The sequence below is a fragment of the Streptomyces sp. NPDC001668 genome (assembly GCF_042893155.1).
Taxonomy (GTDB): Bacteria; Actinomycetota; Actinomycetes; order Streptomycetales; family Streptomycetaceae; genus Streptomyces.
The window spans coordinates 263,517-289,780 of the sequence record NZ_JBIAUQ010000008.1; the positions used below are offsets into that span (position 1 = coordinate 263,517).

General features: G+C 72.9%; 25 protein-coding genes and 1 pseudogene. 19 read left to right on the forward strand and 7 right to left on the reverse strand.

What is annotated here, in order from left to right:
• The first annotated feature begins 27 nt into the window (after positions 1 to 27).
• Complete coding sequence (locus ACFYZ8_RS25375) at positions 28 to 597, forward strand: helix-turn-helix domain-containing protein (protein WP_388536013.1); 570 nt, start codon at positions 28 to 30, stop codon at positions 595 to 597.
• A complete protein-coding gene (locus tag ACFYZ8_RS25380; RefSeq protein ID WP_388536012.1) occupies positions 594 to 1,313 on the forward strand; it encodes a helical backbone metal receptor in 720 nt (239 codons plus the stop codon). Before ACFYZ8_RS25375 ends, ACFYZ8_RS25380 begins: the two co-directional genes overlap by 4 nt.
• On the opposite strand, the gene ACFYZ8_RS25385 is transcribed toward ACFYZ8_RS25380, so the two are convergent.
• Complete coding sequence (locus ACFYZ8_RS25385; RefSeq protein ID WP_388536011.1) at positions 1,225 to 2,349, reverse strand: TDT family transporter; 1,125 nt, start codon at positions 2,347 to 2,349, stop codon at positions 1,225 to 1,227. The two genes, ACFYZ8_RS25380 and ACFYZ8_RS25385, sit on opposite strands and share 89 nt — an antisense overlap.
• A 70-nt stretch (positions 2,350 to 2,419) precedes the next feature.
• On the opposite strand from ACFYZ8_RS25385, the gene ACFYZ8_RS25390 reads away from it, so the two are divergent.
• Both ACFYZ8_RS25390 and ACFYZ8_RS25395 read left to right on the forward strand, forming a co-directional pair.
• Positions 2,420 to 3,346, forward strand: a complete 927-nt coding sequence (locus tag ACFYZ8_RS25390; protein ID WP_388536009.1) for a LysR family transcriptional regulator — start codon at positions 2,420 to 2,422, stop codon at positions 3,344 to 3,346.
• 101 nt (positions 3,347 to 3,447) lie between these two features.
• Positions 3,448 to 4,404 carry an aminoglycoside phosphotransferase family protein gene (locus ACFYZ8_RS25395; RefSeq protein WP_388536007.1) on the forward strand — a complete coding sequence of 319 codons (957 nt, stop codon included), beginning with the start codon at positions 3,448 to 3,450 and terminating at the stop codon, positions 4,402 to 4,404.
• Here the strand turns inward: ACFYZ8_RS25395 and ACFYZ8_RS25400 are convergent.
• Positions 4,391 to 5,083 (reverse strand): gamma-glutamyl-gamma-aminobutyrate hydrolase family protein, encoded by a 693-nt coding sequence (locus tag ACFYZ8_RS25400; protein ID WP_388536004.1) that lies wholly within the window; start codon positions 5,081 to 5,083, stop codon positions 4,391 to 4,393. The genes ACFYZ8_RS25395 and ACFYZ8_RS25400 overlap by 14 nt on opposite strands.
• A gap of 67 nt (positions 5,084 to 5,150) precedes the next feature.
• The gene (locus ACFYZ8_RS25405) at positions 5,151 to 5,888 is read right to left on the reverse strand and encodes an FCD domain-containing protein (RefSeq protein WP_359035366.1); all 738 of its coding nucleotides are present in this window, start codon (positions 5,886 to 5,888) and stop codon (positions 5,151 to 5,153) included.
• Between the two features lie 95 nt (positions 5,889 to 5,983).
• On the opposite strand from ACFYZ8_RS25405, the gene ACFYZ8_RS25410 reads away from it, so the two are divergent.
• From ACFYZ8_RS25410 to ACFYZ8_RS25425, 4 genes are read left to right on the forward strand one after another with little or no spacing between them, the layout of a single operon-like run.
• Positions 5,984 to 7,342, forward strand: a complete 1,359-nt coding sequence (locus tag ACFYZ8_RS25410) for a glutamine synthetase family protein (protein ID WP_359035368.1) — start codon at positions 5,984 to 5,986, stop codon at positions 7,340 to 7,342.
• Positions 7,343 to 7,385: 43 nt separating this feature from the next.
• Complete coding sequence (locus tag ACFYZ8_RS25415) at positions 7,386 to 8,759, forward strand: aldehyde dehydrogenase family protein (RefSeq protein WP_388536000.1); 1,374 nt, start codon at positions 7,386 to 7,388, stop codon at positions 8,757 to 8,759.
• Positions 8,756 to 9,574, forward strand: a complete 819-nt coding sequence (locus ACFYZ8_RS25420) for a 3-oxoacyl-ACP reductase (protein WP_388535997.1) — start codon at positions 8,756 to 8,758, stop codon at positions 9,572 to 9,574. Before ACFYZ8_RS25415 ends, ACFYZ8_RS25420 begins: the two co-directional genes overlap by 4 nt.
• 21 nt (positions 9,575 to 9,595) lie before the next feature.
• Positions 9,596 to 10,354: a DUF2510 domain-containing protein gene (locus tag ACFYZ8_RS25425; RefSeq protein ID WP_388535994.1), complete on the forward strand. Its 759-nt coding sequence runs from the start codon at positions 9,596 to 9,598 to the stop codon at positions 10,352 to 10,354.
• Position 10,355: 1 nt separating this feature from the next.
• Here ACFYZ8_RS25425 and ACFYZ8_RS25430 read toward each other — a convergent pair whose 3' ends face one another.
• A complete protein-coding gene (locus tag ACFYZ8_RS25430) occupies positions 10,356 to 11,558 on the reverse strand; it encodes an amino acid deaminase/aldolase (protein ID WP_388535992.1) in 1,203 nt (400 codons plus the stop codon).
• A gap of 315 nt (positions 11,559 to 11,873) precedes the next feature.
• A complete protein-coding gene (locus tag ACFYZ8_RS25435; protein ID WP_388535990.1) occupies positions 11,874 to 12,818 on the reverse strand; it encodes a hypothetical protein in 945 nt (314 codons plus the stop codon).
• Positions 12,819 to 13,047: 229 nt separating this feature from the next.
• Between ACFYZ8_RS25435 and ACFYZ8_RS25440 the strand changes: the two genes are divergently transcribed.
• Together ACFYZ8_RS25440 and mycP are read left to right on the forward strand one after the other, a co-directional pair.
• The gene (locus tag ACFYZ8_RS25440) at positions 13,048 to 13,851 is read left to right on the forward strand and encodes a hypothetical protein (protein WP_388536333.1); all 804 of its coding nucleotides are present in this window, start codon (positions 13,048 to 13,050) and stop codon (positions 13,849 to 13,851) included.
• Positions 13,848 to 15,026: a type VII secretion-associated serine protease mycosin gene (mycP, locus tag ACFYZ8_RS25445; protein ID WP_388535989.1), complete on the forward strand. Its 1,179-nt coding sequence runs from the start codon at positions 13,848 to 13,850 to the stop codon at positions 15,024 to 15,026. Before ACFYZ8_RS25440 ends, mycP begins: the two co-directional genes overlap by 4 nt.
• A gap of 16 nt (positions 15,027 to 15,042) precedes the next feature.
• Here mycP and ACFYZ8_RS25450 read toward each other — a convergent pair whose 3' ends face one another.
• Complete coding sequence (locus tag ACFYZ8_RS25450) at positions 15,043 to 16,035, reverse strand: serine hydrolase (RefSeq protein WP_388535986.1); 993 nt, start codon at positions 16,033 to 16,035, stop codon at positions 15,043 to 15,045.
• Between the two features lie 149 nt (positions 16,036 to 16,184).
• Between ACFYZ8_RS25450 and ACFYZ8_RS25455 the strand changes: the two genes are divergently transcribed.
• Positions 16,185 to 16,916: an SseB family protein gene (locus tag ACFYZ8_RS25455; RefSeq protein ID WP_388535983.1), complete on the forward strand. Its 732-nt coding sequence runs from the start codon at positions 16,185 to 16,187 to the stop codon at positions 16,914 to 16,916.
• A gap of 1 nt (position 16,917) precedes the next feature.
• Here ACFYZ8_RS25455 and ACFYZ8_RS25460 read toward each other — a convergent pair whose 3' ends face one another.
• Entirely contained in the window at positions 16,918 to 17,283 is a 366-nt protein-coding gene (locus tag ACFYZ8_RS25460) for a DUF1844 domain-containing protein (protein WP_359035386.1), read from the reverse strand.
• 345 nt (positions 17,284 to 17,628) lie between these two features.
• Here ACFYZ8_RS25460 and infC point away from each other — a divergent pair.
• From infC to ACFYZ8_RS25500, 8 genes and pseudogenes are all read left to right on the forward strand, one after another.
• A pseudogene (gene infC, locus ACFYZ8_RS25465) lies at positions 17,629 to 18,325 on the forward strand (translation initiation factor IF-3).
• 109 nt (positions 18,326 to 18,434) lie between these two features.
• A complete protein-coding gene (gene rpmI / locus ACFYZ8_RS25470; protein ID WP_234762671.1) occupies positions 18,435 to 18,629 on the forward strand; it encodes a 50S ribosomal protein L35 in 195 nt (64 codons plus the stop codon).
• Between the two features lie 99 nt (positions 18,630 to 18,728).
• Positions 18,729 to 19,112 carry a 50S ribosomal protein L20 gene (rplT, locus tag ACFYZ8_RS25475; RefSeq protein ID WP_007380809.1) on the forward strand — a complete coding sequence of 128 codons (384 nt, stop codon included), beginning with the start codon at positions 18,729 to 18,731 and terminating at the stop codon, positions 19,110 to 19,112.
• Positions 19,113 to 19,208: 96 nt separating this feature from the next.
• Positions 19,209 to 20,054: an RNA methyltransferase gene (locus ACFYZ8_RS25480; protein WP_359035389.1), complete on the forward strand. Its 846-nt coding sequence runs from the start codon at positions 19,209 to 19,211 to the stop codon at positions 20,052 to 20,054.
• A 48-nt stretch (positions 20,055 to 20,102) separates the two neighbouring features.
• The gene (locus tag ACFYZ8_RS25485) at positions 20,103 to 21,221 is read left to right on the forward strand and encodes an ATP-binding protein (protein WP_359035391.1); all 1,119 of its coding nucleotides are present in this window, start codon (positions 20,103 to 20,105) and stop codon (positions 21,219 to 21,221) included.
• A 139-nt stretch (positions 21,222 to 21,360) separates the two neighbouring features.
• Positions 21,361 to 22,482 (forward strand): phenylalanine--tRNA ligase subunit alpha, encoded by a 1,122-nt coding sequence (gene pheS / locus ACFYZ8_RS25490; protein ID WP_059207882.1) that lies wholly within the window; start codon positions 21,361 to 21,363, stop codon positions 22,480 to 22,482.
• A complete protein-coding gene (pheT, locus tag ACFYZ8_RS25495; protein WP_388535977.1) occupies positions 22,482 to 24,980 on the forward strand; it encodes a phenylalanine--tRNA ligase subunit beta in 2,499 nt (832 codons plus the stop codon). The genes pheS and pheT overlap by 1 nt, the downstream gene beginning before the upstream one ends.
• 165 nt (positions 24,981 to 25,145) lie before the next feature.
• Positions 25,146 to 26,126 carry a PP2C family protein-serine/threonine phosphatase gene (locus ACFYZ8_RS25500; RefSeq protein WP_388535975.1) on the forward strand — a complete coding sequence of 327 codons (981 nt, stop codon included), beginning with the start codon at positions 25,146 to 25,148 and terminating at the stop codon, positions 26,124 to 26,126.
• Positions 26,127 to 26,264 lie beyond the last annotated feature (138 nt).

Sequence of the window (26,264 nt, forward strand, 5' to 3'; positions counted from 1 at the left end):
CGACGAGCGGAGGAGGGAGCCGGAGCCATGGGCGACCACAAGGAACAGCCCCTCCGCGTCGGCGCGGCCGTGCGCCGCAGGCGCCGCGCGCTGGAGCTCACCCTCGCCGTCGTGGCCGAGCGCAGCGGCCTCTCGGTCCCCTTCCTGAGCCAGATCGAGAACGAACGCGCCCGCCCCAGCCGCAGCTCCCTGGAGAAGGTCGCCGACGCCCTGCGCACCACGGCCGTCGAACTCCTCGCGGCCGCCGACCCGGCGTGCAGCGTCGACGTCGTGCACGCCGAGGGCCCGGAGCCGGACTACGTGCCGCGGATGCGGTCCCTGGTGCGCGGCCACCACCAGATGCACGCCCAGGAGTTCACCGGCGACCATGACGCGGGGCGCGAATTCCAGTACCGCAACGACCAGTTGATGTACGTCGCCGACGGCGCGGTGGACGTCGAGGCCGAGGGCCGTGCCTACCGCCTCGGCCGCGGCGACACCCTGTACCTCACCGGCGGGGTGCGGCACCGCTGGCGGGCGACCGTGCCGGACACCCGCGTGGTCGTCGTCGCCGTGGCCGAACACATCGAGGCGCTCCAGGACCGGCCCCGGCAGTGAGAGTCGTCTCCCTGGTCCCCTCGCTGACCGAGGCGATCGCCCGCTCGGCACCCGGCGCCCTGGTCGGCGCCACCGACTGGTGCTCCCACCCGGCGGACCTCGACGTCACCCGGATCGGCGGCACCAAGAACCCCAAGCTCGACCGGATCGCCGCCCTCGCCCCCGACCTGGTGATCGCGAACGAGGAGGAGAACCGAGAGCCGGATCTCGCCGCCCTGCGCGACGCGGGCCTCAGGGTCCTGGTCACCGAGGTGCGGGACGTCCCGCAGGCCTTCAGGGAACTGGCGAGGGTCGTGGAGGCGTGCGGGGTGTCCGTACGCCCGCGCTGGCTGGACGAGGCCGAGGAGGCGTGGTCGGCGCTCGAACCCCCCGCGCGCCGTACGACGGCGGTCGTGCCGATCTGGCGTCGGCCCTGGATGGTGCTGGGCCGGGACACCTTCGCGGGCGACGTCCTCTCCCGCCTCGGTGTGGACCATCTCTACGCCGGCCACGAGGACCGCTATCCGAAGGTCGCCCTGGAGGACCTGCGGGCGGCCGCCCCCGACGTGGTCGTCCTCCCCGACGAGCCGTACCGCTTCACTCCTGACGACGGCCCGGAGGCCTTCCCCGGCCTGCCCTGCGCACTCGTCAGCGGACGGCACCTGACGTGGTACGGGCCGTCGCTGGCCGAAGCACCACGGGCACTGGGCGAGGCCCTGCGAGCAGCGTTCCGCTGAGGATTCCGCGCGCGGTGCGCACGGCGGCCGTGGCCCAGGCGGCGAGGAGGGCGGCGTAGAGCGCGGCGGCGAGCCAGTCGTAGACGACGAGCCCCGTGTGCCGGGCCAGCGCCTCGGCGCCCGTGACACAGGTGCCGACCGGGAAGGTGAACGCCCACCAGGTCATCGAGAAGCCCATCCCGTGCCGGCGGGCCCGCACGACGTGCGCGGAGGCGAGCGCCAGCCACAGCAGTGCGAAGCCCATGACGGGAACGCCGTAGAGGACCGCGAGGACGGCGAAGCCCTGGTCGTAGGGGGCCGGTACGACACCGGGGGCCACGTCCGCGAACTTGCCGACGGCGGTGGTGGACTGGCCGAGCGGGCCGAGGACCAGGAAGAGGGCCGGGGTGAGGGCGAGGGGGAGCGGACCGCCGGTGACGATCCGGGCGAAGACCAGCGGCAGCATGACGAGGGTCGCGAGAAGGCTGAGCCCGAACATCGCGACGCAGGCGAGGAGCAGGGTCTCGCGCGGCTGACCGGCCGGGAGATGGGGCACCAGGAGCGGCCCTAGGGCGGCGGACACCATGGGCGCGACCAGCGGCAGCAGCCACACCGGAGTGGCCTGCTGCGGGCCGGCCTTCCGCCCTACGGCCATGAGGTACGGCACGACGACGGCGGCCGCGAGCCCCACGGCCGTGCCGGCGCTGAACAGCACGGCGTCGAGAGCGACCGCGGCCGTCGTCCCGATCCAGTACCGGCCGACGGTGAGGGCACCCCCGCCGACAGCCAGAAGGGCCATCGCGAGGCAGCCGTAGAAGGGGGCCGTGGCGGGGTCCAGGAGGTGGGCGCGGGCCTGGTCGGCGTGGTGGCGCCAGTGCAGGGCGCGGGCGCAGAGGAGGGCGAGCAGCAGGGCGAGGGACAACAGCCAGACGGCGGCGCAGGTCGTGCGCAGGCCGGGGAGGCGCACGGGGAGCGCGACGCCGGCGGTGGCGACGATCGCGGTGCCCATGACGGCGGCGTACCAGTTCGGCCCGAGGTGACGGACGGCGGTGACCATGGCTCCACGGTGCCGCCGGGGGAGGGCCGCGACCAGGGAGTACGGCTCTATGAGGGCATAAGCTGTCTTTATGAGCGGTGTGGAGGAGCGAAGGGCGGCGGTGGGCGGTGGGCTGTCGCACCGGGTGCCCGATCTGGGGGCGCTGGAGCTGTTGCTGGCCGTGGCGCGCCTGGGCAGTCTGGGCGGGGCGGCGCGGGAACTGGGCATCACCCAGCCGGCGGCGAGCAGCCGGATCCGCTCGATGGAACGGCAGTTGGGGGTCGCCCTGGTCGACCGCTCGCCCCGGGGCTCGCGGCTCACGGACGCGGGGGCACTGGTCACCGACTGGGCGCGGCGGATCGTGGAGGCGGCGGAGGCCTTCGACGCCGGGGCGCAGGCGCTGCGGGTCCGCCGGGACTCCCGGCTGCGGGTGGCGGCGAGCATGACGATCGCGGAGTACCTGCTGCCGGGGTGGCTCCTCGCCCTGCGCGCGGGGCGCCCGGACACGGCGGTGTCGCTGCACGCGGGGAACTCGGCGACGGTCGCGGAACGCCTGCTGTCGGACGAGGCGGACCTCGGCTTCGTGGAGGGCCTGACGGTGCCGTCCGGCCTGGACTCGGTCGTGATAGCCCACGACCACCTGATCGTGGTGACGGCCCCCGGTCACGCGTGGGCCCGCCGCCGGCGCCCGCTGGAAGCCGCCGAACTGGCCGCGACGCCGCTGATCCTGCGCGAGAAGGGCTCAGGCACCCGCCAGGTACTGGACGCGGCCCTGGGCGGCCTGGCCCGGCCCCTGATCGAGCTCTCGTCCACCACGGCCGTCAAGGCGGCGGCGGTGAGCGGGGCGGGACCGGCGGTCCTGAGCGAACTGGCGGTGGGCGACGAACTGGCGCTGCGGCGACTGGTGCGGGTACCGGTGCAGGGGGTGTCCCTGGCGCGGGACCTCCGGGCGGTGTGGCCCACGGGGCACCGGCCGGTGGGACCGGCCCGGGAGTTGCTGTCGCTGACGCGGGTGTGACCTCGCCTCGCCCCCGCAGGAGCGCGCGGGCGTGACGCTCACCCCCGCCGGGGCGGAAAACCCTTGGCCCCGCAGCGCCGCTGACCCGCACCATGAACCGTATGACCGCCACCGCCCCACCCGCCACCGGCGTCCGCGTCCCCTGGGAGGAGCTCCCCGCGGCCGTACGCGACACCGTCGCGGACCTGCTCGGCGAACCGGTCGCCCAGGCCACCACCCAGCCCGGCGGATTCTCTCCCGGCGCCGCCACCCGCGTCCGCACCGCCACCGGCCGCCGCGCCTTCGTCAAGGCCGTCAGCGGCGACACCAACCCCCACAGCCCCGGGCTCCACCGCGCCGAGGCCCGCAACGCCGCCGCGCTTCCCGCCACCGTCCCGGCACCCCGTCTCCTCGGCACCTACGACGACGGCACCTGGGTGGCCCTCGTCTACGAGGACGTCCCCGGCCGCCATCCCCATGTCCCCTGGCGCAGAGCCGAGTTGGCGCGCGTCCTGGACGCCGTGACGGAGCTGAGCCGCACCCTCACCCCGCCCCCGCTCGACGCACCGCCCGCCGGCACGGCCCTGGCAGGCACCTTCACCGGCTGGCAGCAGCTCCTCCACCACGAGGACCTCGCCGAGCGCCTCGGCCCCTGGGCCGCCGGCCGCCTGCGCCGCCTCGCGGAACTCGCCGCGCCCTGGCCCGAGGCCGTCACCGGTGACACCCTCGCGCACGGCGACCTCCGCGCCGACAACATCCTGCTCACCGACGACGGCCGCACCGTCTTCGTCGACTGGCCGCACGCCCTGCGCGGCGCCCCCTGGTTCGACCTGCTGGTGATGCTGCCGTGCGTCCGCGCCCAGGGCGGCCCGGATCCGGAGGAACTGTTCACCGCGCATCCGCTGGGCGCGACCGCCGACCCGGACGCCGTCACCACCGCCCTCGCCGCCCTGACCGGCTACTTCCTGTACCACTCCCTGTTGCCCCCACCCCCGGGCCTCCCGACCCTCCGGGCCTTCCAGCGGGCCCAGGGCGACACGGCCCTGACCTGGCTCCGGCGACGGCTCACCTGGAGCTAGCGGCCGTCACCAGCCCCCGCATCACCCGCGGATCCTCGCCCATCTCCGGATGCCACTGCACCCCCAGCACCCACTGCGGGCCGGGGAGTTCGACGGCTTCGACCGTGCCGTCCGCCGCGTGGGCCGAGGGCAGGAGGCCCTTGCCCAGGCGGTCCACTGCCTGGTGGTGGTACGTGGGTACGGAGGTCTCCTCCGGGGCCAGGCCGCCGTAGACCGTCCCCGGGACCGGCTTGACCGGGTGGCGGCCGAAGACGCCGGGGGCCACCGCGTGGCCGTCGATGTGCTGGGTGAGGGTGCCGCCCAGGGCGACGTTCAGGAGCTGCATGCCCCGGCAGATGCCCAGCAGGGGGACGCCCGCCGTCAACGCGGCCCGGATCAGGGCCAGTTCCCAGGCGTCGCGGGCGCGGGCGGGTGGACCGGTGCGGGGGTCGGGGGCGGCGCCGTAGTGGACCGGCTCCACGTCCGGACCGCCCGCGATCACCAGGCCGTCCAGACGGGCCACCGTCGCCGCCGCGTGCTCCGGGGCGTCCGGCGGGAGCATCGCGGCCAGCCCGCCGGCCCGCTGCACCAGCCGTGGATAGCCGGCCGGGAGCAGCACCGCCTCCAGCTCCCAGACGCGCCAGCGCGCGTCGGCCTCCAGATAGGTGCTGACGCCGATCAGCGGTCGTACGGTCGACACTCGGTCCTCCCAGGCTTGCAATGGCCCACACGTATACCTTTGCGTCTCGGTGGCCCGGGAGGCAAGGTCACGCCAGGAACCCGCGCAACAGTGCCGCCGTCCCCGCGCAGTGCTCCCGCATCATCTCCCGCGCCCCGTCGGCGTCCTGGTCGAGGACCGCCTCGACCAGCGCCGCGTGCTGCCGCTGCGAGTGCTCCAGGTTGCGGACCAGGAGCGGGATGCAGTCCAGGAGGTCGTTCACCGAGGCCCGCACCGCCGCGTACTGCGCGGTCAGGGTGGGTGAGCCGCACAGTTCCGCCAGGGTGAGGTGCAGCAGGGTGTCCAGGCGCCGGTAGTCCGCCAGCGGGGCCTCCTGCGTGGCCGCCAGTGCCTCGCGCAGCCGCTCCGCCTGCTCGTCCGTGAGGCCGTGCGCCGCGCACAGGCCCGCCGCGCCCACCTCCAGGACCTCCCGGAAGCGCAGCACGTCCTCGATGTCCACCACGGCTATCCGGCGCCGCAGCTCCTCCTCGCCCACCGCGTCCGGGGTGCGGGGCAGCACGAAGGTGCCCCCGTACCGCCCGCGCCGCGACTCCACGAGACCCTGGTCCTGGAGCACCTTCAGCACCTCGCGCAGCGTCACCCGGCTGATCCCGAGCCGCTCCGCGAGCTCCCGCTCGGCCGGCAGCCGCTCACCCCCCGGCACCAGGCCCAGCCGCACCACCTGGAGGATCTGCTCCAGCGCCTCCTCGAAGCCGTTGCCCGCCCTGACCGGCCGCAGCACCGGCGTCAAACGGTCGTCCGGGCCGCCGTCAGCGTCCACCGACATATGGCCGAGCCCCCTTCCCAAGCAATGGTTCAGAGCAATACCTTATGGCTCCCGGCCCGGTCGGAAAAACGCGCAGCAGCCGAAGGAGCTCTCCCGTGGCAGACCGCACACCCCCGCTCAGCGTCGAGGAGCTGCACACCCTCGTCGCGAGCGGCGAGATCGACACCGTCGTCCTGGCCTTCCCGGACATGCAAGGACGGCTGCAGGGCAAGAGGTTCGCGGCCCGCTTCTTCCTCGACGAGGTACTCCACCACGGCACCGAGGGCTGCAACTACCTCCTCGCCGTCGACACCGAGATGAACACGGTCGACGGCTACGCCATGTCCTCCTGGGACCGCGGCTACGGCGACTTCGCCATGCACCCCGACCTCCGCACCCTGCGCCGCGTGCCCTGGAACGCCGGTACGGCCATGCTGATCGCCGACCTCGCCTGGAACGACGGCTCGCCGGTGGTCGCCGCGCCCCGCCAGATCCTGCGCCGCCAGCTGGACCGCCTCGCCGAACTCGGGTACACCGCCCAGGTCGGCACCGAGCTGGAGTTCATCGTCTTCAAGGACACCTACGAGCAGGCCTGGGACGCCCACTACCGGGGGCTGACGCCGGCGAACCAGTACAACATCGACTACTCGGTGCTCGGCACCGGACGCATCGAGCCGCTGCTGCGGCGGATCCGCAACGACATGACGGCCGCCGGTCTCACCGTCGAGTCCGCCAAGGGGGAGTGCAACCCCGGCCAGCACGAGATCGTGTTCAAGTACGACGACGCCCTGACCACCTGCGACCAGCACGCCATCTACAAGACCGGCGCCAAGGAGATCGCCGCCCAGGAAGGCGTGTCGCTCACCTTCATGGCCAAGTACAACGAGCGCGAGGGCAACTCCTGCCACATCCACCTCTCGCTCGCCGACGCCGCCGGCAACAACGCGATGGCGGGCCCGGACGGCATGTCGGACGTGATGCGGTACTTCCTCGCGGGCCAGCTCGCGGCCCTGCGCGACTTCTCGCTGCTCTACGCCCCCAACATCAACTCCTACAAGCGGTTCCAGCCGGGCTCCTTCGCCCCCACGGCCGTCGCCTGGGGCCACGACAACCGCACCTGCGCGCTGCGCGTCGTGGGCCACGGCCGCTCCCTGCGCTTCGAGAACCGGCTGCCCGGCGGGGACGTCAACCCGCACCTCGCGGTCGCCGGACTGGTCGCGGCGGGCCTGTACGGCATCGAGCAGAGACTGGAGCTGCCCGAGGTCTGTACCGGCAACGCCTACACCGCTGAGTACGCCCACGTCCCGACCACCCTGCGCGAGGCCGCCGAGCTCTGGGAGAACAGCCCGATCGCCAAGGCCGCCTTCGGCGACGAGGTCGTCGCGCACTACCGCAACATGGCCCGCGTCGAACTCGAGGCCTTCGACGCGGCGGTCACCGACTGGGAGCTGCGCCGCTCCTTCGAACGCCTGTGATCCCGAGTGTCTGTGATCATGACTGCCCGTGAAAGGTTCTTCGTTGTCGTACGAGCATGAGCTGACCGTCCTCAACCCGGCCACCGAGGAGGTCGTCGCCACCGTCCCCGCCGCCACCGCGGCCGACGTGGACGCGGCGGTCACCCGCGCCACGAAGGCGCAGGCCCGCTGGTCGGCCCTCGCCCCCGCCGACCGGGCCCGGCTGCTGCGCCGGTTCGCCGACGTCGTCGACGGGCACGTCGAGGAACTGGCCCGGTTGGAGGTCCGCGAGGCCGGTCACCTCCTCGGCAACGCCCGCTGGGAGGCCGGCAACGTCCGTGACCTGCTGGCCTACGCGGCAGGCGGAGTGGAGCGGCTGAACGGCCGCCAGATCCCGGTCGCCGGCGGCCTCGACGTCACGATCCTCGAACCGCTCGGTGTGGTCGGCGTCATCGCGCCCTGGAACTTCCCCCTGCCGATCGCCGCCTGGGGGACCGCACCCGCGCTCGCCGCCGGCAACGCCGTCGTCCTCAAGCCCGCCGAGACCACCCCCCTCACCGCCCTTCGGCTCGCCGAACTCGCCCTGGAGGCAGGGCTGCCGGTGGGCCTGTTCCAGGTGCTGCCGGGACACGGGCCGGTCGCGGGCACCGCCCTCGTCGAGCACCCCGGCGTCGCGAAGATCGTCTTCACCGGCTCCACCCGCACCGGCCGCGACGTCATGGAGCGCTGCGCCCGCCAGATCAAGCCCGTCACCCTCGAACTCGGCGGCAAGAGCCCCAACATCGTCTTCGCCGACGCGGACCTGCGCACGGCCGTCGACCCCTTCTCCTTCCTCGACAACTCCGGCCAGGACTGCTGCGCCCGCACCCGGATCCTGGTCCAGGAGTCGGTCTACGACGAAGTACGGGAACTGCTCGCCGACGCGCTGAGCGCGGTGGTCGTGGGCGACCCGGCCGACGAGAAGACCCAGATGGGCCCGCTGATCTCCCGTCAGCAACTGGACCGGGTACGGGCGTTGGTGCCCGAAGACGCCCCCGGCCTGCGCGGCAGCGCGCCCGACGGGCCCGGCTTCTGGTTCGCGCCGACCGTCCTCACCGACGAGGCACCCGACTCCGAGGCCGCCCGCGAGGAGATCTTCGGCCCGGTCGCCGTCCTGCTGCCCTTCACCGACGAACAGGACGCGATCCGGCTCGCCAACGACACCCCCTACGGCCTCTCCGGCTCCCTGTGGACCCGCGACATCGGCCGTGCCCTGCGCCTGTCCCGGGCCGTCAAGGCGGGCAACCTGTCCGTCAACTCCCACTCCAGCGTCCGCTACTGGACCCCCTTCGGCGGCTACAAGCAGTCCGGACTCGGCCGCGAGCTCGGCCCGGACGCCCTGACCGCCTTCACCGAGACCAAGAACGTCTTCATCAGCACGGAAGGCCCCGCCCAGTGACCTCTTCGACCTCTTCGACCTCTTCGACCTCTGCGACCGATCAGATCGTGTGCCGTCGCCTCGTCGGCCGTACGGCCGTCATCACCGGCGCCGGCAGCGGCATCGGCCTCGCCACCGCCCGCCGGCTCGCCTCCGAGGGCGCGAACGTGGTCTGCGCCGACGTCGACGAGGCCCGCGGCAAGGCCGCCGCCGACGAGGTCGGCGGGCTGTTCGTCAAGGTCGACGTCACCGACCCCGAACAGGTCGAGGCGCTGTTCAAGACGGCGTACGACACCTACGGCAGTGTCGACGTCTCCTTCAACAACGCGGGCATCTCCCCGCCGGACGACGACTCCATCCTGGAGACGGGCCTGGAGGCGTGGAAGCGCGTCCAGGAGGTCAACCTGACCTCCGTCTACCTGTGCTGCAAGGCCGCGATCCCCTACATGCGGCGGCAGGGCAGGGGGTCCATCATCAACACGGCGTCCTTCGTGGCGAGGATGGGCGCGGCCACGTCCCAGATCTCCTACACCGCCTCCAAGGGCGGGGTGCTCGCCATGTCCCGCGAACTGGGCGTGCAGTTCGCGCGCGAGGGCATCCGCGTCAACGCCCTGTGCCCCGGCCCGGTCAACACCCCGCTGCTCCAGGAGCTGTTCGCCAAGGACCCCGAGCGGGCCGCCCGCCGCCTGGTGCACATTCCGGTCGGCCGGTTCGCCGAGGCCGAGGAGATCGCCGCCGCCGTCGCCTTCCTGGCCAGCGACGACTCCTCCTTCGTCAACGCCAGTGACTTCCTCGTCGACGGCGGGATCTCGGGGGCGTACGTCACACCGCTGTAGGTCTCGCCCTACAGTGCCCGGATGAGCAGGACGCTCCCGCCCGGCTGGTACCCGGACCCCGACGCCCCGCACCTGGAGCGCCGGTGGGACGGGACCGCCTGGACGGACCACCGGCGCGCCCCCGAGCCCCCCGGCCCGCCACGAGCGGCCGGCGGGGCCTCCGGGCGCGCCAAGGCCGTCGCCCTCACCGCCTCCGGGGTCGTCCTCGTCGCGGCGATCGTCAGCGGGGCGTTCGCCCTCGCCCGCGGCGAGGGGGACGACATGGTGGCGGACACGGCACCGACGGTCGCGAGCCCGTCGCCCACCACGGCCTCCCCGCGACCGTCCCGCCTGGTCGACGAACTCGACGACATCAGCCTGCCGTTGCCCGACGGCTGGGTCCCCGCGAAGTACGTCACCCGCGACAACGTCGTGATGACCACCGGGGGCGGCAGGGTCTCCACCCGCACGCTGCCCGCCGGTTCCGGGAGGACCCCGGCGGCCCTCGCCGCGAAGGACATACCGCAGGCCGCCCACAGCGCCTACGACGGCATCCGCGGCCACCGGGTCATCAGGTCGGAGCGCGTGGCCGTCGCCGGATGCGCCGGATACCTGGTGCGCTGGCGGGTCAGGACGGCCCAGGGGCCCGGCGCCTACGTCCAGTCCGTGGCCTTCACCCCGCCTCGCGGCAGGACTCCGGACGCCGTAGTCGTCCGCTTCGCCTTCGACGCGGGTCCGGACGGGCCGCCGCTCACCGACATGGACCGGATCACCGAGGGGATCCGGCCGGTCGGCCGCTGATTCAGAGGAACGTGTGTCCTTCCCCGCGGTACGTCGGGACGGTCGCCGTCACCGCGTCCCCCTCGACCAGGTGCAGCTTCTCGAACCGCTCGCACAGCTCACCGGCCTTCGCGTGCCGGAACCACACCTTGTCGCCGAGCAGCAGATCGTCGGCGGGGGCGCCGAGCAGCGGGGTCTGCACCTCGCCGGGCCCCTCCTGCGGGTCGTACGTCAGCCCCTCCGGCAGATACGGCACCGGCAGCCGGTCGGGACCGGCCGCGCCGGAGGCCGGGTAGCCGCCACCGAGGACGGTCACCACACCCACCCCGGGCCTGCGGACGACGGGCATGGCGAACAGGGCCGCCGGACGCCCGCTGAAGGACGTGTAGTTGTCGAACAGCCTCGGCACGTACAGCCCCGAACCCGCGCCGATCTCCGTGACGGCGTCCTCCGCGGCGGTGTGCTGCACACTGCCCGTGCCGCCGCCGTTGACGAACTCCAGGTCCGGTACGACGGCCCGCACCGCACGCACCACGGCGGCGCGGCGCTCGGCCAGTTCCCGGCGGGCGGTGGCCTGCATCAGCCGCACGGCCCGGGAGCGCAGCGGCCGTCCGGCGACCGAGTCCCCGACGCCGGCGATGTGCCCCTCGTAGGCCATGATCCCGACGACCTCGAACCCGGGGCGCCGGGCCACCGCGCGGGCCATGTCGGCGACCTGGGCGGGGGAGTGCAGCGGCGAACGCCGGGCGCCGACGCGCACCCTGCCGCCGAGGAGCTTCAGCGAGGTGTCCAACTCCAGGCAGACCCGGATGACTTCGGTGCCGCCCGCGCGGGCCCCGTCGATGAGGGCGAGCTGCGCGGGGTCGTCGACCATCACCGTGACGGCGGCCGCGAGCTTGGGATCGGCGGCGAGTTCGGCGTATCCGGCGCGGTCGGCGGAGGGGTAGGCGAGCAGGATGTCGTCGAAGCCGCTCCGCGCCAGCCACAGGGACTCGGCGAGGGTGAAGGACATGATGCCCGCGAAGCCGTCCCTGGCCAGGACGCGTTCGAGCAGCGCACGGCACCGTACGGACTTGCTGGCGACGCGGATGGGCTTCCCCGCCGCCCGGCGGACGAGATCGTCCGCGTTGGCGTCGAATGCGTCCAGGTCCACGATCGCGAGGGGAGCGTCGAGAGGGGAGGTGGCCCGGTCGTACCGGGCCCGGTCGGCGGCGCGCGCAGTCATGAACGAAGCCTGCCAGACAGGATTACCGCAGGGTAGGGGGACGTTCCGGGCAGATGCCCCCGGCCTGCTGGACTGGTTCCCGTTCGCCCAGGAACAACCCGTAGAGTGACGCGCACGCACGCAGGGCCGTACGCCCCCCGTCGCCGCCGCGCCGGGATACCGGCCCTTCCGTGCGGGTATGCGTGCCCGGACGGCCGTCTCTCACACCTGGCGACCGCGACGAGGGCCCGCGCACGACCGAACGGCCCGGACATGAGGAAACGGGGGGTGCATGAGCACGGAAGCACGCCGCGCCTCGATTCCTCCACGGCCGGCTCAGCCGCCGACGGTGGGCGAGCCCGGTGCCGAGGACGACTTGGCCGCCCGGGAGTTCCCCGCTCCGGGCCCACCTGCGACGGACGACACCGAGTGGCAGGCCTTCGGTGAGCGCGGCCGACGGGGCGCGGGAGCGCCGGACCGGCCGGTGTTCGGCGGATTCGACTGGCAGGGCTCCGGTGAGAGCGACGGACGGGCGGCCGGTGCGCCGCGCGGGGAGCGGCCCCCCGCGCCGAGCTCCGAGGGACGTCCCCCGATACGTACGACGAACGGCTCCGGCTCGACGTCGACCAGCGGCGAGGCACGCGGCATGTCCGGCGGGCGCGGGCCCGAGACCGGCGGTCCCGCCGCGGCGACGGGAGGCAACGGCTCCGGCGCGGCGCCCGACGGGGCGGTCCACCCTGCCCCGGGCGCGTCCCGTACGGGCGACGCGTCGGCGAACCCCGGCAGCACGCCCCCGCCCCCGCCTCCGGCCTCGGCCCGCTTCCCGGACACATCACCGGCGTCCGGACGCGGCACGGCGACTTCCGCGACTCCGGGTACCGAACCACGCACGCCGAGGTCCGCGACGGCCGGCCCCGGTCCGATGCCGCCCGCCTCTGGACCGACGCCGTCCCGCTCCGATGCCGGTGGGACGGCGACGGCACAGGGAACTCCGTCGCGCTCGGTGATCCCGCCGAGGCCGGGCACCGCCCCGGCCCCCGCCGCTGACGCCGAGCCGCGCGGGTACGGCTCCGCCGCTCCCGCCCGGGGCGCCGGCTCGTCGGCGCCCGGTGTCGTGCCGCCCCGGCCGGGTTCCCGGCCCTCCGTGCCCCCGCGCCGTCCCGCCGCACCCGCCGAGACCGCCTCCGAGACGACCTTCCGGATGCGGCCGGTGCCGACGGGACCGGCGTCCACGTCCGCCACGCCTCCAGCGGCTTCCGCGGGCACCGCCGTGCCGCCCATGCCCGCAACCCGTCCCGACGCGGCGCCCGCCCGCCCCCGTACCGACCCGCCCCGTCCCGCCGCCCCCACCAGCCGGCCGACCGCCCCACCGCCTCCCACCACCCCGCCCTCCGCCTCCCCGGAGTCGCAGGGCGCGGGGTCCAGGACCCCTCTCACGCCCGACCCCGCCCTCTCCTGGAGCGCCTTCATGCCCCCGCACGCCGGGACTCCCGGCAACGGGCGGCCCGTGGTGTCGTTCGGGGAGCCGGAGGTCGGTTACAAGGAGCGGTCGTGGGGGGTGCGGATTCCTCCCCGGATCGCCGCCGTGGCCGCCTGCGTCGTGCTCGGGCTAGGACTCATCGGCGGGGCCGTGACCGGGAGTTGGCTGATCGGGGACTCCGGCGACGAAGGCGGCGGTGACGCCTTCGCCCAGGCCGGCGAGCTGTGGCACAGCGTGCCCGTCGACCAGCTGTTCCCGCCGACCGTCGACGGCCAGGGCGCGGGACCCGGCGGAGCCGACCGCACCTGGACGCGGATCGCCGTCGCCCCGGACAGCGGGTGCGGCAACGCCTTCGACCCCCTGCTCCGCAAAGCCCTCGCCCCCGTCGGCTGCGAACGCCTGCTGCGCGCCACCTACACCGACGCCACCCAGAGCTACGTCACCACCGTCGGCCTCCTGTTCACCGACGCCGACGCCCCGGCCATGCGCGAACTCGACACCCGCTTCACCCGTCAGGGCCTGGCCACCCGCACCGACCTGATGCCCCTCCCGTACGCCGCGAAGAACACCCTGGCGGCGGGCTTCGGCGCGGTGCAGCGGGCCTCCTGGACGATCTCCGTCCTCACCGACGCCCCCGTCGTCGCCTACGCCGTCTCCGGCTGGGCCGACGGCCGTACGGTCGACACCCCGGAGCCCGCCGGGACGGCCATGGAGTCCGGCGACACCAGCCCCGCCGCCCAGGCGGGTCTGGGCAACGAGGCCCAGGGCCTGGCCGACCGGATCGAACGCGCGCTGCGCAAGACCGTCACCTCGCCCCCGGAGCAGGCCTCATGAGCGTCACCACCCGCAGGGCAGGTCTCCTGAGCGTCCTCCTCGCCGCCTCCGTCGCCCTCGTCCCGCCCACCGCCGCGCACGCCGACGGCATCCGCGCCAAGCAGTGGGCCCTGGACGCCATGCACACCCAGCAGGCCTGGCAGACCACCAAGGGCGCGGGCGTCACCGTCGCCGTCCTGGACACCGGCGTCGAGAACGACCACCCCGACCTCGTCGGCAACGTCCTCACCGGCAAGGACATGATCGGCTTCGGCGCCGTACGCGGACAGCGGGCCTGGGCCCGGCACGGCACCGCCATGGCCGGCATCATCGCCGGTCACGGACACGGCGTCGGCAACGGCGACGGGGTCATGGGCATCGCCCCCGAGGCCAAGATCCTCCCCGTCCGCGTGATCCTGGAGGACGGCGACCCGGCCCGCACCAAGGCCCGCAACACCCGCGGCAACGCCCTCGCCGAGGGCATCCGCTGGGCCGCCGACCACGGCGCCGACGTCATCAACCTCTCCCTCGGCGACGACTCCGCCTCCGCGCACCCGGAGGCCGGCGAGGACGACGCCGTCCAGTACGCGCTCAAGAAGGGCGCCGTCGTCGTCGCCTCGGCGGGCAACGGCGGCGAGAAGGGCGACCACATCTCCTACCCGGCCGCCTACCCGGGCGTCATCGCCGCCACCGCTGTCGACAAGTTCGGCACCCGCGCCTCGTTCTCCACCCGCCGCTGGTACGCCACGGTCGCCGCCCCCGGCGACGACGTGGTCATCGCCGACCCCGACCACAAGTACTACGAGGGCTGGGGGACCAGCGCCGCCTCCGCGTTCGTCTCCGGCGCGGTCGCCCTCGTCAAGGCGGCCCACCCCGACCTGACGCCCGCGCAGATCAAGCGGCTCCTGGAGGACACGGCCCGCAACGCCCCGGCAGGCGGGCGCGACGACTCCCGAGGCTTCGGCTTCATCGACCCCGCGGCGGCGCTCAAGGCCGCGGACCGCCTGAAACCGGAGGGCCTGCAACCGGCCTCCTACGGCGAGAAGTACTTCGGGCCGGGCCCGGACACCGCCACGTCGGAGGACGACGCGGCCGGTTGGGCGGCCCCGCTGGCGGGCGGCCTGGGCTTCGCCCTGCTGATCGGCGCGGTGTTCCTGTGGCGCGGGCGCCGCCGTCGGCCCCACGAGGGCTTCTGAGGGACGGGGCGAAGCCTCAGCGCGCCGCCGCACTCGTGGCGTCCGCCGACGCGGGCACGTCCTCGGTCGTGAACACCGACACCGCCGCCTTCGCCGCCGCCTCCACCAGCGAAATCCCCTGCGCCTGCGTGGAGTTGCCGTTCGACAGCACGGCCACCAGATACGCGTGGCCGGCCACCGTCACCCGGCCGACGCTGTTGATGTCCCACAGCCCGGTCGTGCTGCGCGGCAGCCAGCCGTTCTTCAGCGCCCACCCGGAGCCGTCGGCCGCCGCGGACACCCCCCACCGCTGGTCGGCCTCTATCCGCTCCATGAGTCCCCGAAGATACGACCGCGAGGCCTCGCTCAGCTTCGAGTCGTCCCCGAACACCTGCTGGAGCAGGGTGAGTTGGTCGGCCGCCGTGGTCTGGGTGAGACCCCACAGCGCTCCGTCACCGCCCTCAGTGCCGGTCAGCCCGAGCTTCCGGTTGGCGGCGTCGAGCCCCGAGGCCCTCCCGATGACGTCCCACAGCGCGGACGCCGCGGTGTTGTCGCTGTTCTCGATCATCGTGGTGGCGTAGGCCTTCTCCCGCGCGCTCAGCCGCGTGCCCGCCTCCTGGTGCCGCAGCAGCAGCACCGCGAGGATGTCCACCTTCACGATGCTCGCCGTGTCGAAGGCACCGTCGCCGTGGACCGCGCCGGCGCCCGACTTCAGGTCGAGCACCGCCACGGACACCTTCTGCTCGCCCGTCACGCGCACCGGCCTCATGGCGTCGGCCAGCCGCTCGTCGAGATCCACCACCGGTTCCGCCACGGCCACCTCCTCAGTCGTGGTCGCCGGCGACGGCGGGGCCGACGGCGTCACCGCCGACGATACGGAGCCCGTCCCGGAGTGCGCCTGGGCCTTCATGTACACGGTCCCGCCGGCCGTGGCACCGACGACGGCGACGCAGGCGAGCGCGGTGTACGTCAAAGGCCGCCGGAAGGACCTGCGGACGCGGCGACGGGCGGCTGCTCTGGAGGACTCCATCCGCCGATGCTCGGGCCGCCGGCTGTGCGGCCCGTTAGGCGGACGTCAGAGCTGTGTCAACGAACTCTGAGAAACCCGTGAAAGCCGTCACAGGCGGGTTTCCGGGCCCGCACAACCGCAGCAGCAAGCCCCCTATAGGGTCGGTGACCGTGGCGAACAAGAACATTCCCGACCCCGGCTTCTCCGACGACGACGGCTCCGCCGATCCCCGGCTGAGCGCGGCGCTCGCGGCCTGGGCCGAGGACGGCGCCGCCGTGGGCCCCGTCCTGGAGGCCCTCAAGGGCGCCCGGCTGCTCGTCCCCGTGGTGGCCGTGCTCGGCGAGGTAGAGGAAGGCGAGAACGGGCTGCGCCGCGAGAAGACCAGCGACATGGCCGTCCCCACCCTCAAGGCCGGATCCCGGACCGCCCTGCCGGCCTTCACCTCCACCGACTCCCTGGCCCGCTGGGACCCGCAGGCCCGCCCCGTCGCCGTACCCCTGCACCAGGCGCTCCAGGCCGCCGCTCACGAGAAGGCCGACACCGTCGTACTGGACCTGGCGGGTCCGGTGCCCTTCGAGCTGACCGGCTCCGCGCTGCTCGCGCTCGCCGAGGGCCGCGTGAGCGCCGATCCGCTCGCCGATCCGGCCGTGGTCGGGGCCGTACGGGACGCGGTGGCCGCCGAGCCCGCCGTGCTCCGCGCCCACCTCGGGCCGGGCCGGGCCGACGGCACCCTGGCCCTCGTACTGGAGCCGACCGCCGAGCCCGCAAAGGCCGCGCGGGCCGTGGCCGAACGGCTCGCCGCCGACGAGACACTGAGGGCCCGCCTGGTGCACGGCCTCGACCTGGCAGTCCTGCCGGCCGGGGCCACGCCTCCGGGCGAGCCCTTGTACGTACGGGGATGAGTCAGCCGTAGATCGGCCCGGTGTACTTCTCACCGGGGCCCTGGCCCGGCTCGTCCGGGACCAGGGACGCCTCGCGGAAGGCCAGCTGGAGCGACTTCAGGCCGTCCCGCAGCGGGGCCGCGTGGAAGGAGCTGATCTCCGTCGCGCTGCCGTCCAGCAGGCCTGCGAGGGCGTGGATCAGCTTGCGGGCCTCGTCCAGGTCCTTGTACTTGTCGCCCTCCTCGGTCAGACCGAGCTTCACGGCGGCGGCGCTCATCAGGTTGACGGCGACCGTCACGATCACCTCGACGGCGGGGACCTCGGCGATGTCGCGGGTCATCTCGTCGAAGTCGGGGGAGTCAGGGGACGCGGGAGGGGTGTCACTCATGTCCCACACGATAGGGCCCGGTGCACGCCGGTTCGCACCACCCCCCGGATGCTGCTAACCTTGTGTGACGACCGGCCGGACATACTTGTGTGTAAGTGTGCCTGGCCCACAAGTGGAGGCTCCGATCTCCCACCCGACCGCCCTCCGGGACGGCGGGTCACCCCGGTCAGGCGGCCACCATCGTTCCGTACGGACGATGGAGTCGCCCGAAAGCGCGCCCCGCGGCATCGCGGCGGTGCTCCGGCAGTGTTTGGAGCCCCGTCTGTGATCGTCCGGGGCATTTTTTGTGCTTCGGCGCGGTTAGGTCTGACGAAAATGACATACGCGGCGGTCCGCCAGACCGCCGTGTGGTGCTAACCGAGGAGGATCCATCAGCGCCGAGCCCCGCATCAACGACCGGATTCGCGTTCCAGAGGTGCGACTTGTCGGTCCCAGTGGCGAGCAGGTGGGCATCGTCCCGCTGGCCAAGGCACTGGAGCTTGCGCAGGAGTACGACCTGGACCTGGTCGAGGTGGCGGCAACCGCCCGTCCGCCTGTGTGCAAGCTCATGGACTACGGGAAGTTCAAGTACGAGTCGGCCATGAAGGCCCGTGAGGCGCGCAAGAACCAGGCGCACACGGTCATCAAGGAGATGAAGCTCCGGCCGAAGATCGACCCGCACGACTATGACACCAAGAAGGGTCACGTCGTCCGGTTCCTCAAGCAGGGCGACAAGGTCAAGATCACGATCATGTTCCGTGGTCGCGAGCAGTCCCGGCCCGAGCTGGGCTACCGACTGCTGCAGCGTCTCGCGGAGGACGTGGCCGACCTCGGGTTCGTGGAGTCGAACCCGAAGCAGGACGGCCGAAACATGATCATGGTTCTCGGTCCGCACAAGAAGAAGACCGAGGCGATGGCCGAGGCCCGCCAGGCGCAGGAAGCCCGCAAGGCAGACGCGAAGGCCAACCCCGGCAAGTCGCAGAACGCCGCGGAGTCCGACTACGTCGAGGACGAGACCGACGTCGAGGCCGAGGCCCCGGCAGAGGCTTCCGCCGAGGCGTGACCCCGGGGGACGCGAGTCCCCAGGACACAACCGATACAAGAGCGACGCTCACCGTGCCCGGTTTCAGGACCGGGCACCGGAGCGCCACCGACGAGGAGATAACGGCGCTATGCCGAAGAACAAGTCGCACAGCGGTGCCAGCAAGCGCTTCAAGATCACCGGCTCCGGCAAGGTGCTCCGTGAGCGCGCCGGCAAGCGCCACTACCTCGAGCACAAGCCGTCGACCCTGACGCGCCGCCTCACCGGCAACGCCGAGATGGCCCCGGGCGACGCCAAGAAGATCAAGAAGCTTCTCGGCAAGTGACGTACCGGCGCCCTCGTGAGCGCCGTACGTCTGGACCGGGACCCAATCGTTTCCGGGCCGTGTGAGTCCAACCACGGCCCCGCTACAAGGAGTTAACAAGTGGCACGCGTCAAGCGGGCAGTCAACGCCCACAAGAAGCGCCGGGCGATCCTCGAGGCGGCCTCCGGCTACCGCGGTCAGCGTTCGCGCCTGTACCGCAAGGCCAAGGAGCAGGTCACCCACTCGCTGGTCTACAACTACAACGACCGCAAGAAGCGCAAGGGTGACTTCCGCCAGCTGTGGATCCAGCGCATCAACGCCGCTGCCCGCGCCAACGGCATCACGTACAACCGCTTCATCCAGGGTCTGAAGGCCGCGAACATCGAGGTCGACCGCAAGATCCTGGCCGAGCTGGCCGTCAACGACGCCACCGCCTTCGCGGCGCTCGTCGAGGTCGCCCAGAAGGCGCTGCCGGCGGACGTGAACGCCCCCAAGGCCGCGTGACGCCGCGCTTGGCCTAGGCCGACGTGACTGAGTGGACCCGCAGGCTGTGAAGCCTGCGGGTCCGCTGTTTCCCGAACACTTCCGAAGGTGAAGAGCATGCCCCCCGTCACCCCCGAGCTGATCTCCCCCCGTTCCCCCCGTGTCTCGGCCGCGCGGCGGCTCGCCAGGCGGAACTTCCGGGGGAAGGAGCGGCTGTTCCTGGCCGAGGGGCCGCAGGCCGTACGGGAGGCCGCGGGGCACGGTCTGGTGGAGCTGTTCGCCACCGTGGAGGCGGCTGAGCGGTACGCCGACATCGTCGCAGAGGCCCGGGCCGTGGGGGCCCGAGTGCACCTCGCCGCCGAGGAGGTCATCGCCGACATCTCCACCACGGTCACCCCGCAGGGGCTCGTCGGGATCTGCCGGTTCCTCGACACCCCCTTCGAGGAGATCCTCGCCGCCCGCCCCAAGCTCGTCGCCGTCCTCGCCAACGTGCGGGACCCCGGGAACGCCGGCACCGTCCTGCGGTGCGCCGACGCCGCCGGTGCCGAGGCCGTCGTACTGACCGACGCCTCCGTGGATCTCTACAACCCCAAGGCCGTACGGGCCTCCGTGGGCTCCCTGTTCCATCTGCCGGTCGCCGTGGGCGTGCCGGTGGAGGAGGCCGTGGCGGGGCTCAGGCGGGCCGGGGTGCGGATCCTCGCCGCCGACGGGGCGGGCACCGACGACCTCGACGCCGAACTCGACCAGGGCACCATGGGCGGCCCGACCGCCTGGGTGTTCGGCAACGAGGCCTGGGGGCTCCCGGAGGAGACCCGCGCACTCGCGGACGCCGTGGTGCGCGTCCCGATCCACGGGAAGGCGGAGAGCCTGAACCTCGCCACCGCGGCCGCCGTATGTCTCTATGCGTCGGCCCGTGCACAGCGCGCCCCCGGAGGGTGCCGCTCCGTCACCGGGAACCAGTAGGGTGACCAGCTCGGGGGCCCTGCGCCGGCGGAGAGGTGGGGTACGGGGATGAGTGTCGGCACGAGGAGCGCACAGGGCGTGTCCGGAGCCTGTGCCGGTGGTCCCGCCGAGCTCGGCATCGACCCCGACCAGCTGCCCGACGGCCTCGTCGTCGCGGACGAGCAGGGCCGCGTGATCTGCTTCAACACCGCCGCGGCCCGGATCACCGCCCTGCCCGCCGAGGACGCCCTCGGCCAGCGGCTGGAGAAAGCCCTCCCGTTAGAGGACCTGGAGGGACGGCGCTGGTGGCAGCTGACCGATCCCTACGGCGGCCTCGCCATCCGCAGACGGCAGCCCGAGCGGAACCTGCTGCTGCCCGGCGGCCGTGAGGTCCTCGTCTCCGCGCAGTACGTGCGCACCCGGCCCACCGGGCCCGTCCACCGCGTCGTCGTCGCCCTCCGGGACACCGAGGCCCGCCGCCGCACCGAACGCAGCCACGCCGAGCTGATCGCCACCGTCGCCCACGAACTGCGCTCCCCGCTCACCTCCGTCAAGGGCTTCACCGCGACCCTCCTCGCCAAGTGGGAGAGGTTCACCGACGACCAGAAGCGCCTGATGCTGGAGACCGTCGACGCGGACGCCGACCGGGTCACCCGCCTCATCGCCGAACTGCTCGACATCTCCCGCATCGACTCCGGACGCCTCGAGGTGCGCCGCCAGCCCGTCGACATCGGCGCGGCCGTCGGACGCCACATCCAGGCCTACGTCGCCGCAGGACTCGCCGCCGACCGGTTCCTGCTCCGCCTGGAGCAGCCGCTGCCCATGCTGTGGGCCGACCCCGACAAGATCGACCAGGTGCTCAGCAACCTGCTCGAAAATGCGGTGCGGCACGGCGAGGGAACCGTCACGATTGACATCACGCCCACGGCGTCCCCCCGCGAGGGCGAGGACACCGGCACGTCGGTCACGGTGAGCGACGAGGGTCCCGGCATCCCGGAGGAGTCCATGAACCGCGTCTTCACCCGCTTCTGGCGGGGCAGCAAGCGCGGTGGCACCGGCCTCGGGCTCTACATCGTCAAGGGCATCGTCGAAGCCCACGGCGGCACCATCACGGTCGGCCGCGGCCCCCAGGGCGGCGCCGAGTTCCGATTTACGTTGCCCGTGAGCGCTCCGGCCTATCTGACCTGAGCGCCCGCGGGCACATACGTACATCCCCACCCCGTTAGACTCGGCCTTTGGCACCCATGTGTCCCATGGACGGCCCTCTGACCTCTGAGTGAGTCGGTGACGGGGACCTTCAGCCAGCCAATCGGAAGCACGGGAAGAGATGTCGGCACCGAACAAGTCGTACGACCCTGTAGAGGTCGAGGCCCTGAAACCCGAAGAGATCGAGCGCATGCGGGACGAGGCGCTGGCCGCCTTCGCCGCGGCGGACTCCCTCGACGCGCTCCAGGAGGCCAAGGTCGCCCACACCGGCGGCACCTCCCCGCTGGCCCTCGCCAACCGCGAGATCGGCGCCCTGCCCCCGCACGCCAAGGCAGCCGCCGGCAAGCTGGTCGGCCAGGCCCGGGGCGCGGTGAACAAGGCCCTCGCCGGCCGGCAGGCCGAGCTGGAGGCCGAGCGCGACCAGCGGGTGCTGGTCGAGGAGGCGGTGGACGTCACCCTGCCGTACGACCGCGTACCGGCCGGCGCCCGCCACCCGCTCACCACGCTCTCCGAGCGCATCGAGGACGTCTTCGTGGCCATGGGCTACGAGGTCGCCGAGGGTCCGCAGGTCGAGGCCGAGTGGTTCAACTTCGACGCGCTCAACATCGGCCCGGACCACCCGGCCCGCGGTGAGCAGGACACCTTCTTCGTCGAGGGCCCCGAGGGCGGCACCGAGTCCGGTGTCGTGCTGCGCACCCACACCTCGCCCGTGCAGATCCGCTCGCTGCTCAGCCGTGAGCTGCCGGTGTACGTGATCTGCCCCGGTGTCGTCTACCGCACCGACGAGCTGGACGCCACGCACACCCCGGTCTTCCGCCAGGTCGAGCTGCTGGCCGTCGACGAGGGCCTGACCATGGCCGACCTCAAGGGCACCATGGACCACATGGTCCAGGCCCTGTTCGGCGAGGGCATGAAGACCCGGCTGCGCCCGAACTTCTTCCCCTTCACCGAGCCGTCCGCCGAGATGGACATGGTGTGCTACGTCTGCCGCGGCGAGTCCGTCGGCAACCCCGACCGCCCCTGCCGTACCTGCTCCTCGGAGGGCTGGATCGAGCTGGGCGGCTGCGGGATGGTCAACCCCAAGGTGCTGACCGCCTGTGGCGTCGACCCGCAGAAGTACAGCGGCTTCGCCTTCGGGTTCGGCATCGAGCGGATGCTGATGTTCCGCCACAACGTCGAGGACATGCGAGACATGGTCGAGGGTGACGTCCGGTTCACCCGGCCGTTCGGGATGGAGATCTGATGCGGGTCCCGCTTTCTTGGCTGCGGGAGTACGTCGACCTGCCGGCGACCGAAACCGGCCGTGACGTCCAGGCCAAGCTCGTTTCCGCAGGTCTTGAGGTCGAGACCGTCGAGCACCTCGGCGCCGACCTCAAGGGCCCCCTGGTCGTCGGCCAGGTGCTGACCATCGAGGAGCTGGAGGGCTTCAAGAAGCCGATCCGCTTCTGCACGGTCGACGTCGGCCAGGCCAACGGCACCGGCGAGCCCCAGGAGATCGTCTGCGGCGCCCGGAACTTCTCCGTCGGCGACAAGGTCGTGGTCGTGCTGCCGGGTGCCACGCTGCCCGGCGGCTTCTCGATCTCCGCGCGCAAGACCTACGGCAAGACCTCGCACGGCATGATCTGCTCCGGCGACGAGCTGGGCATGGGCGACGACGGCAGCCACGGCATCATCGTGCTGCCGCCGGAGACCGAGGTCGGCAAGGACGCCATCGAGCTCCTGGAACTGGTCGACGAGGTCCTGGACATCGCCGTCACCGCCAACCGCGGCGACTGCCTGTCCATCCGCGGTGTGGCCCGCGAGGCCGCCATCGCCTACGGCCTGCCGCTGCGCGACCCGGCGCTGCTCGACGTGCCGGGCCCGAACGCCTTCGGCTACCCGGTCCAGGTCTCCGACCCCTTCGGCTGCGACCGCTTCACCGCGCGCACCGTCACCGGGCTGAGCCCCGAGGCCCGCTCCCCGCTCTGGCTCCAGCGCCGGCTCCAGAAGGTCGGCATGCGCCCGATCTCGCTCGCCGTCGACGTCACCAACTACGTGATGATGGAGCTCGGCCAGCCCCTGCACGCCTACGACCGCTCCCTGGTCCAGGGCACCATCGGTGTCCGCAGGGCGGCCGAGGGCGAGCAGATCAAGACCCTCGACGGCGTCGAGCGGAAGCTGCACGCCGAGGACCTGGTCATCACGGACGAGCGCGGTCCGATCGGCCTCGCGGGTGTCATGGGCGGCGCCAACACCGAGATCGCCGACCACGCCGAGGGTGAAGGCACCACCGACGTGGTCATCGAGGCCGCGCACTTCGACGCCGTCTCCATCGCGCGTACGGCCCGCCGCCACAAGCTCTCCTCCGAGGCGTCCCGGCGCTTCGAGCGCGGTGTCGACCCGCAGGCCGCCGCCGCTGCCGCGCAGCGCACGGTCGACCTCCTTGTGCTGCTCGCGGGCGGCACCGCCGAGGCCGGTGTCACCGAGGTCACCGCCCCGTCGGCCCCGCACACCATCAGCGTCCCGGCGGACCACCCCGACAAGGTCGCGGGTGTCACCTACGGCCGCGAGACGGTCGTACGGCGTCTCCAGGAAGTCGGCTGCGACGTGTACGGGCAGGACGAGCTGATCGTCACCGTGCCGTCCTGGCGTCCCGACCTCCAGGAGATCAACGACCTGGCCGAAGAGGTCATCCGGCTGGAGGGCTACGAGAACCTGCCCTCCACGCTGCCCAGGCCTCCGGCCGGCCGTGGCCTGACCCACCGCCAGCGGCTGCACCGCCGGGCCGGGCGGGTGCTGGCCGGTGCCGGGTACGTCGAGGCGCCGAACTACCCGTTCGTCTCCGAGCAGGTCTTCGACCAGCTGGGCCTGGAGGCCGACGACCCGGCCCGCCGTGTCGTCAGGCTGACGAATCCGCTGAACGACGAGGAGCCCGCGCTGCGGACCTCGCTGCTGCCGGGGCTGCTCGGCGCGCTGCGGCGCAACGACGGCCGGGGTTCGCACGATCTGGCGCTGTTCGAGACCGGGCTGGTCTTCCTGCCGCGCTCGGAGCAGCGGGTGGCCGCGGTGCTGCCCGTCGACCGGCGTCCCACCGATGAGGAGATCGCCGAGCTGAACGCCGCGCTGCCCGACCAGCCGCGGCACGTGGCCGTGGTGCTCGCCGGTGCCCGGGAGCAGGCCGGCTGGTGGGGCAAGGGCCGTCCGGGCGACTGGGCCGACGCGGTCGAGGCCGGCCGCCTGGTCGCGCGTGAGGCCGGCGTCGAGCTGGTCGTGCGGGGCGGTCAGTACGGGCCCTGGCACCCGGGGCGGTGCGCCGAGTTCGTCGTCGGTGACACCGTGGTGGGTCACGCCGGCGAGCTGCATCCGCGGGTCGTGAAGGCGTTCGGGCTGCCCGCGCGCACCTGTGCGATGGAGCTGGACCTGGACGTCCTGGAGGCGGCCGGCGACGACACCCCGCAGGCACCGGGCATCTCCACCTTCCCGGTGGCCACGCAGGATGTCGCCCTGGTCGTCGACAAGTTCGTCCCGCACGCCGAGGTCGAGGCCGCGCTGCGTGCGGGCGCGGGTGAACTCCTCGAGGCGATCCGGCTGTTCGACGTGTACGAGAACGAGGAGCAGCTGGGCGACGGCAAGAAGTCGCTGGCGTACGCGTTGCGCTTCCGCGCGGCTGACCGGACGCTGACCGTGGATGAGGCTTCTGCGGCTCGGGACGCGGCGGTCGCCCTCGCGGGGGAGCGGACCGGCGCGATGCTGAGGGCCTAGTCGAGGTGGGGGCCGCGCCCCCACACCCATATCGGGTCACCTCACTCGATTGAGTGAGTTCTCCCGGCGATCCGGCCCTTTCGACCCATGCGCTCGACAGAATCGGACCGGCCTTTCGAGGCCGGTCCGATTGCGTGTGCAGGGCCTGTTTGGGGGGCCGTCGGCATGATGTGCGTCAAGGCTGCGGTTCCCCGGGCGGGGTGGTGGCGCCGTGTGATCTCGCTGGGGCTGCCCACTCTGTGGGGTGCCGTAGCGATCATCTTCGCGGTGGGCACCGGGCTGGTCGTCCATGGCCGGCGCGCGCTGCTGCGTGAGCTCAGGCAGGCCCGCCGGGTCGCGGGGGCCGCCCAGAGTGTGCTGCTGCGGCCGTTGCCCCCGCGCGTCGACGGGCTCACCGTGGCCGCGGCCCAGATGTCCGCCGACCGGGGCGCCACCATCGGCGGCGACCTGTACGAGGTGGTCGCCACGGAACACGGCGTGCGGGTCGTCATGGGCGACGTCCGCGGCCACGGCCTCGCCGCCATCGGTACGGCCGCCGCGGTCCTCGGCGGCTTCCGCGAGGCCGTCCACGACGAGCCCGACCTCGGGGGAGTGCTGCGCAGACTGGACCGCGCGCTCGCCCGCCACCTGCGCGGGCGCGCCGAACGGGACGGCACGGACTCCGAGGAGTTCGCCACCGTGCTGGTGCTGGAGATCGGCGCGGGCGGTGAGCTGCGCGCCCTCAATTGCGGGCATCCGTGGCCGTATCTGCTCAGTGGCTCAGTGGTCGAGCCACTCTCCTGCGCGGACCCGATGCCGCCCCTCGGCCCCTTCCCGCTGCCCGGCGACTTACCGGGGCTGCACTGCGGGCACCTGCTGCCGGGCGAGACCCTGGTCCTGCACACGGACGGCGCCGAGGACGCCAGGGATGCTCATGGCCGGTTCTTTTCTCTGGCCGAATGCCTGCAGGGGGCCGCGGAAGCTCCACCTCAGGCGGTATTGGGCAGGGTCTTCACGGCGTTACTGGACCACACGGGCGGCACACCGAAGGACGACGTGGCCTTACTGGTACTGAGAAACGACCGTCAACTGCAGCCCACCCAAGGGGCGCGGGGAACCGCGCGAGCAACCACATCGCACCCGCAGCCGACAACGCACCTCACCTGAACCCCGGTCGAGCCCACGGCCAGGCCACCGCACTGTACGAGGGGGAGCCGGCGGCCCGGCCGGCCTCTTGCGAGGCATTTCAGTCAACCGGGTGGAAACTCTCCGCGACAGCGCGCACACCCTACGGATTCGGACACT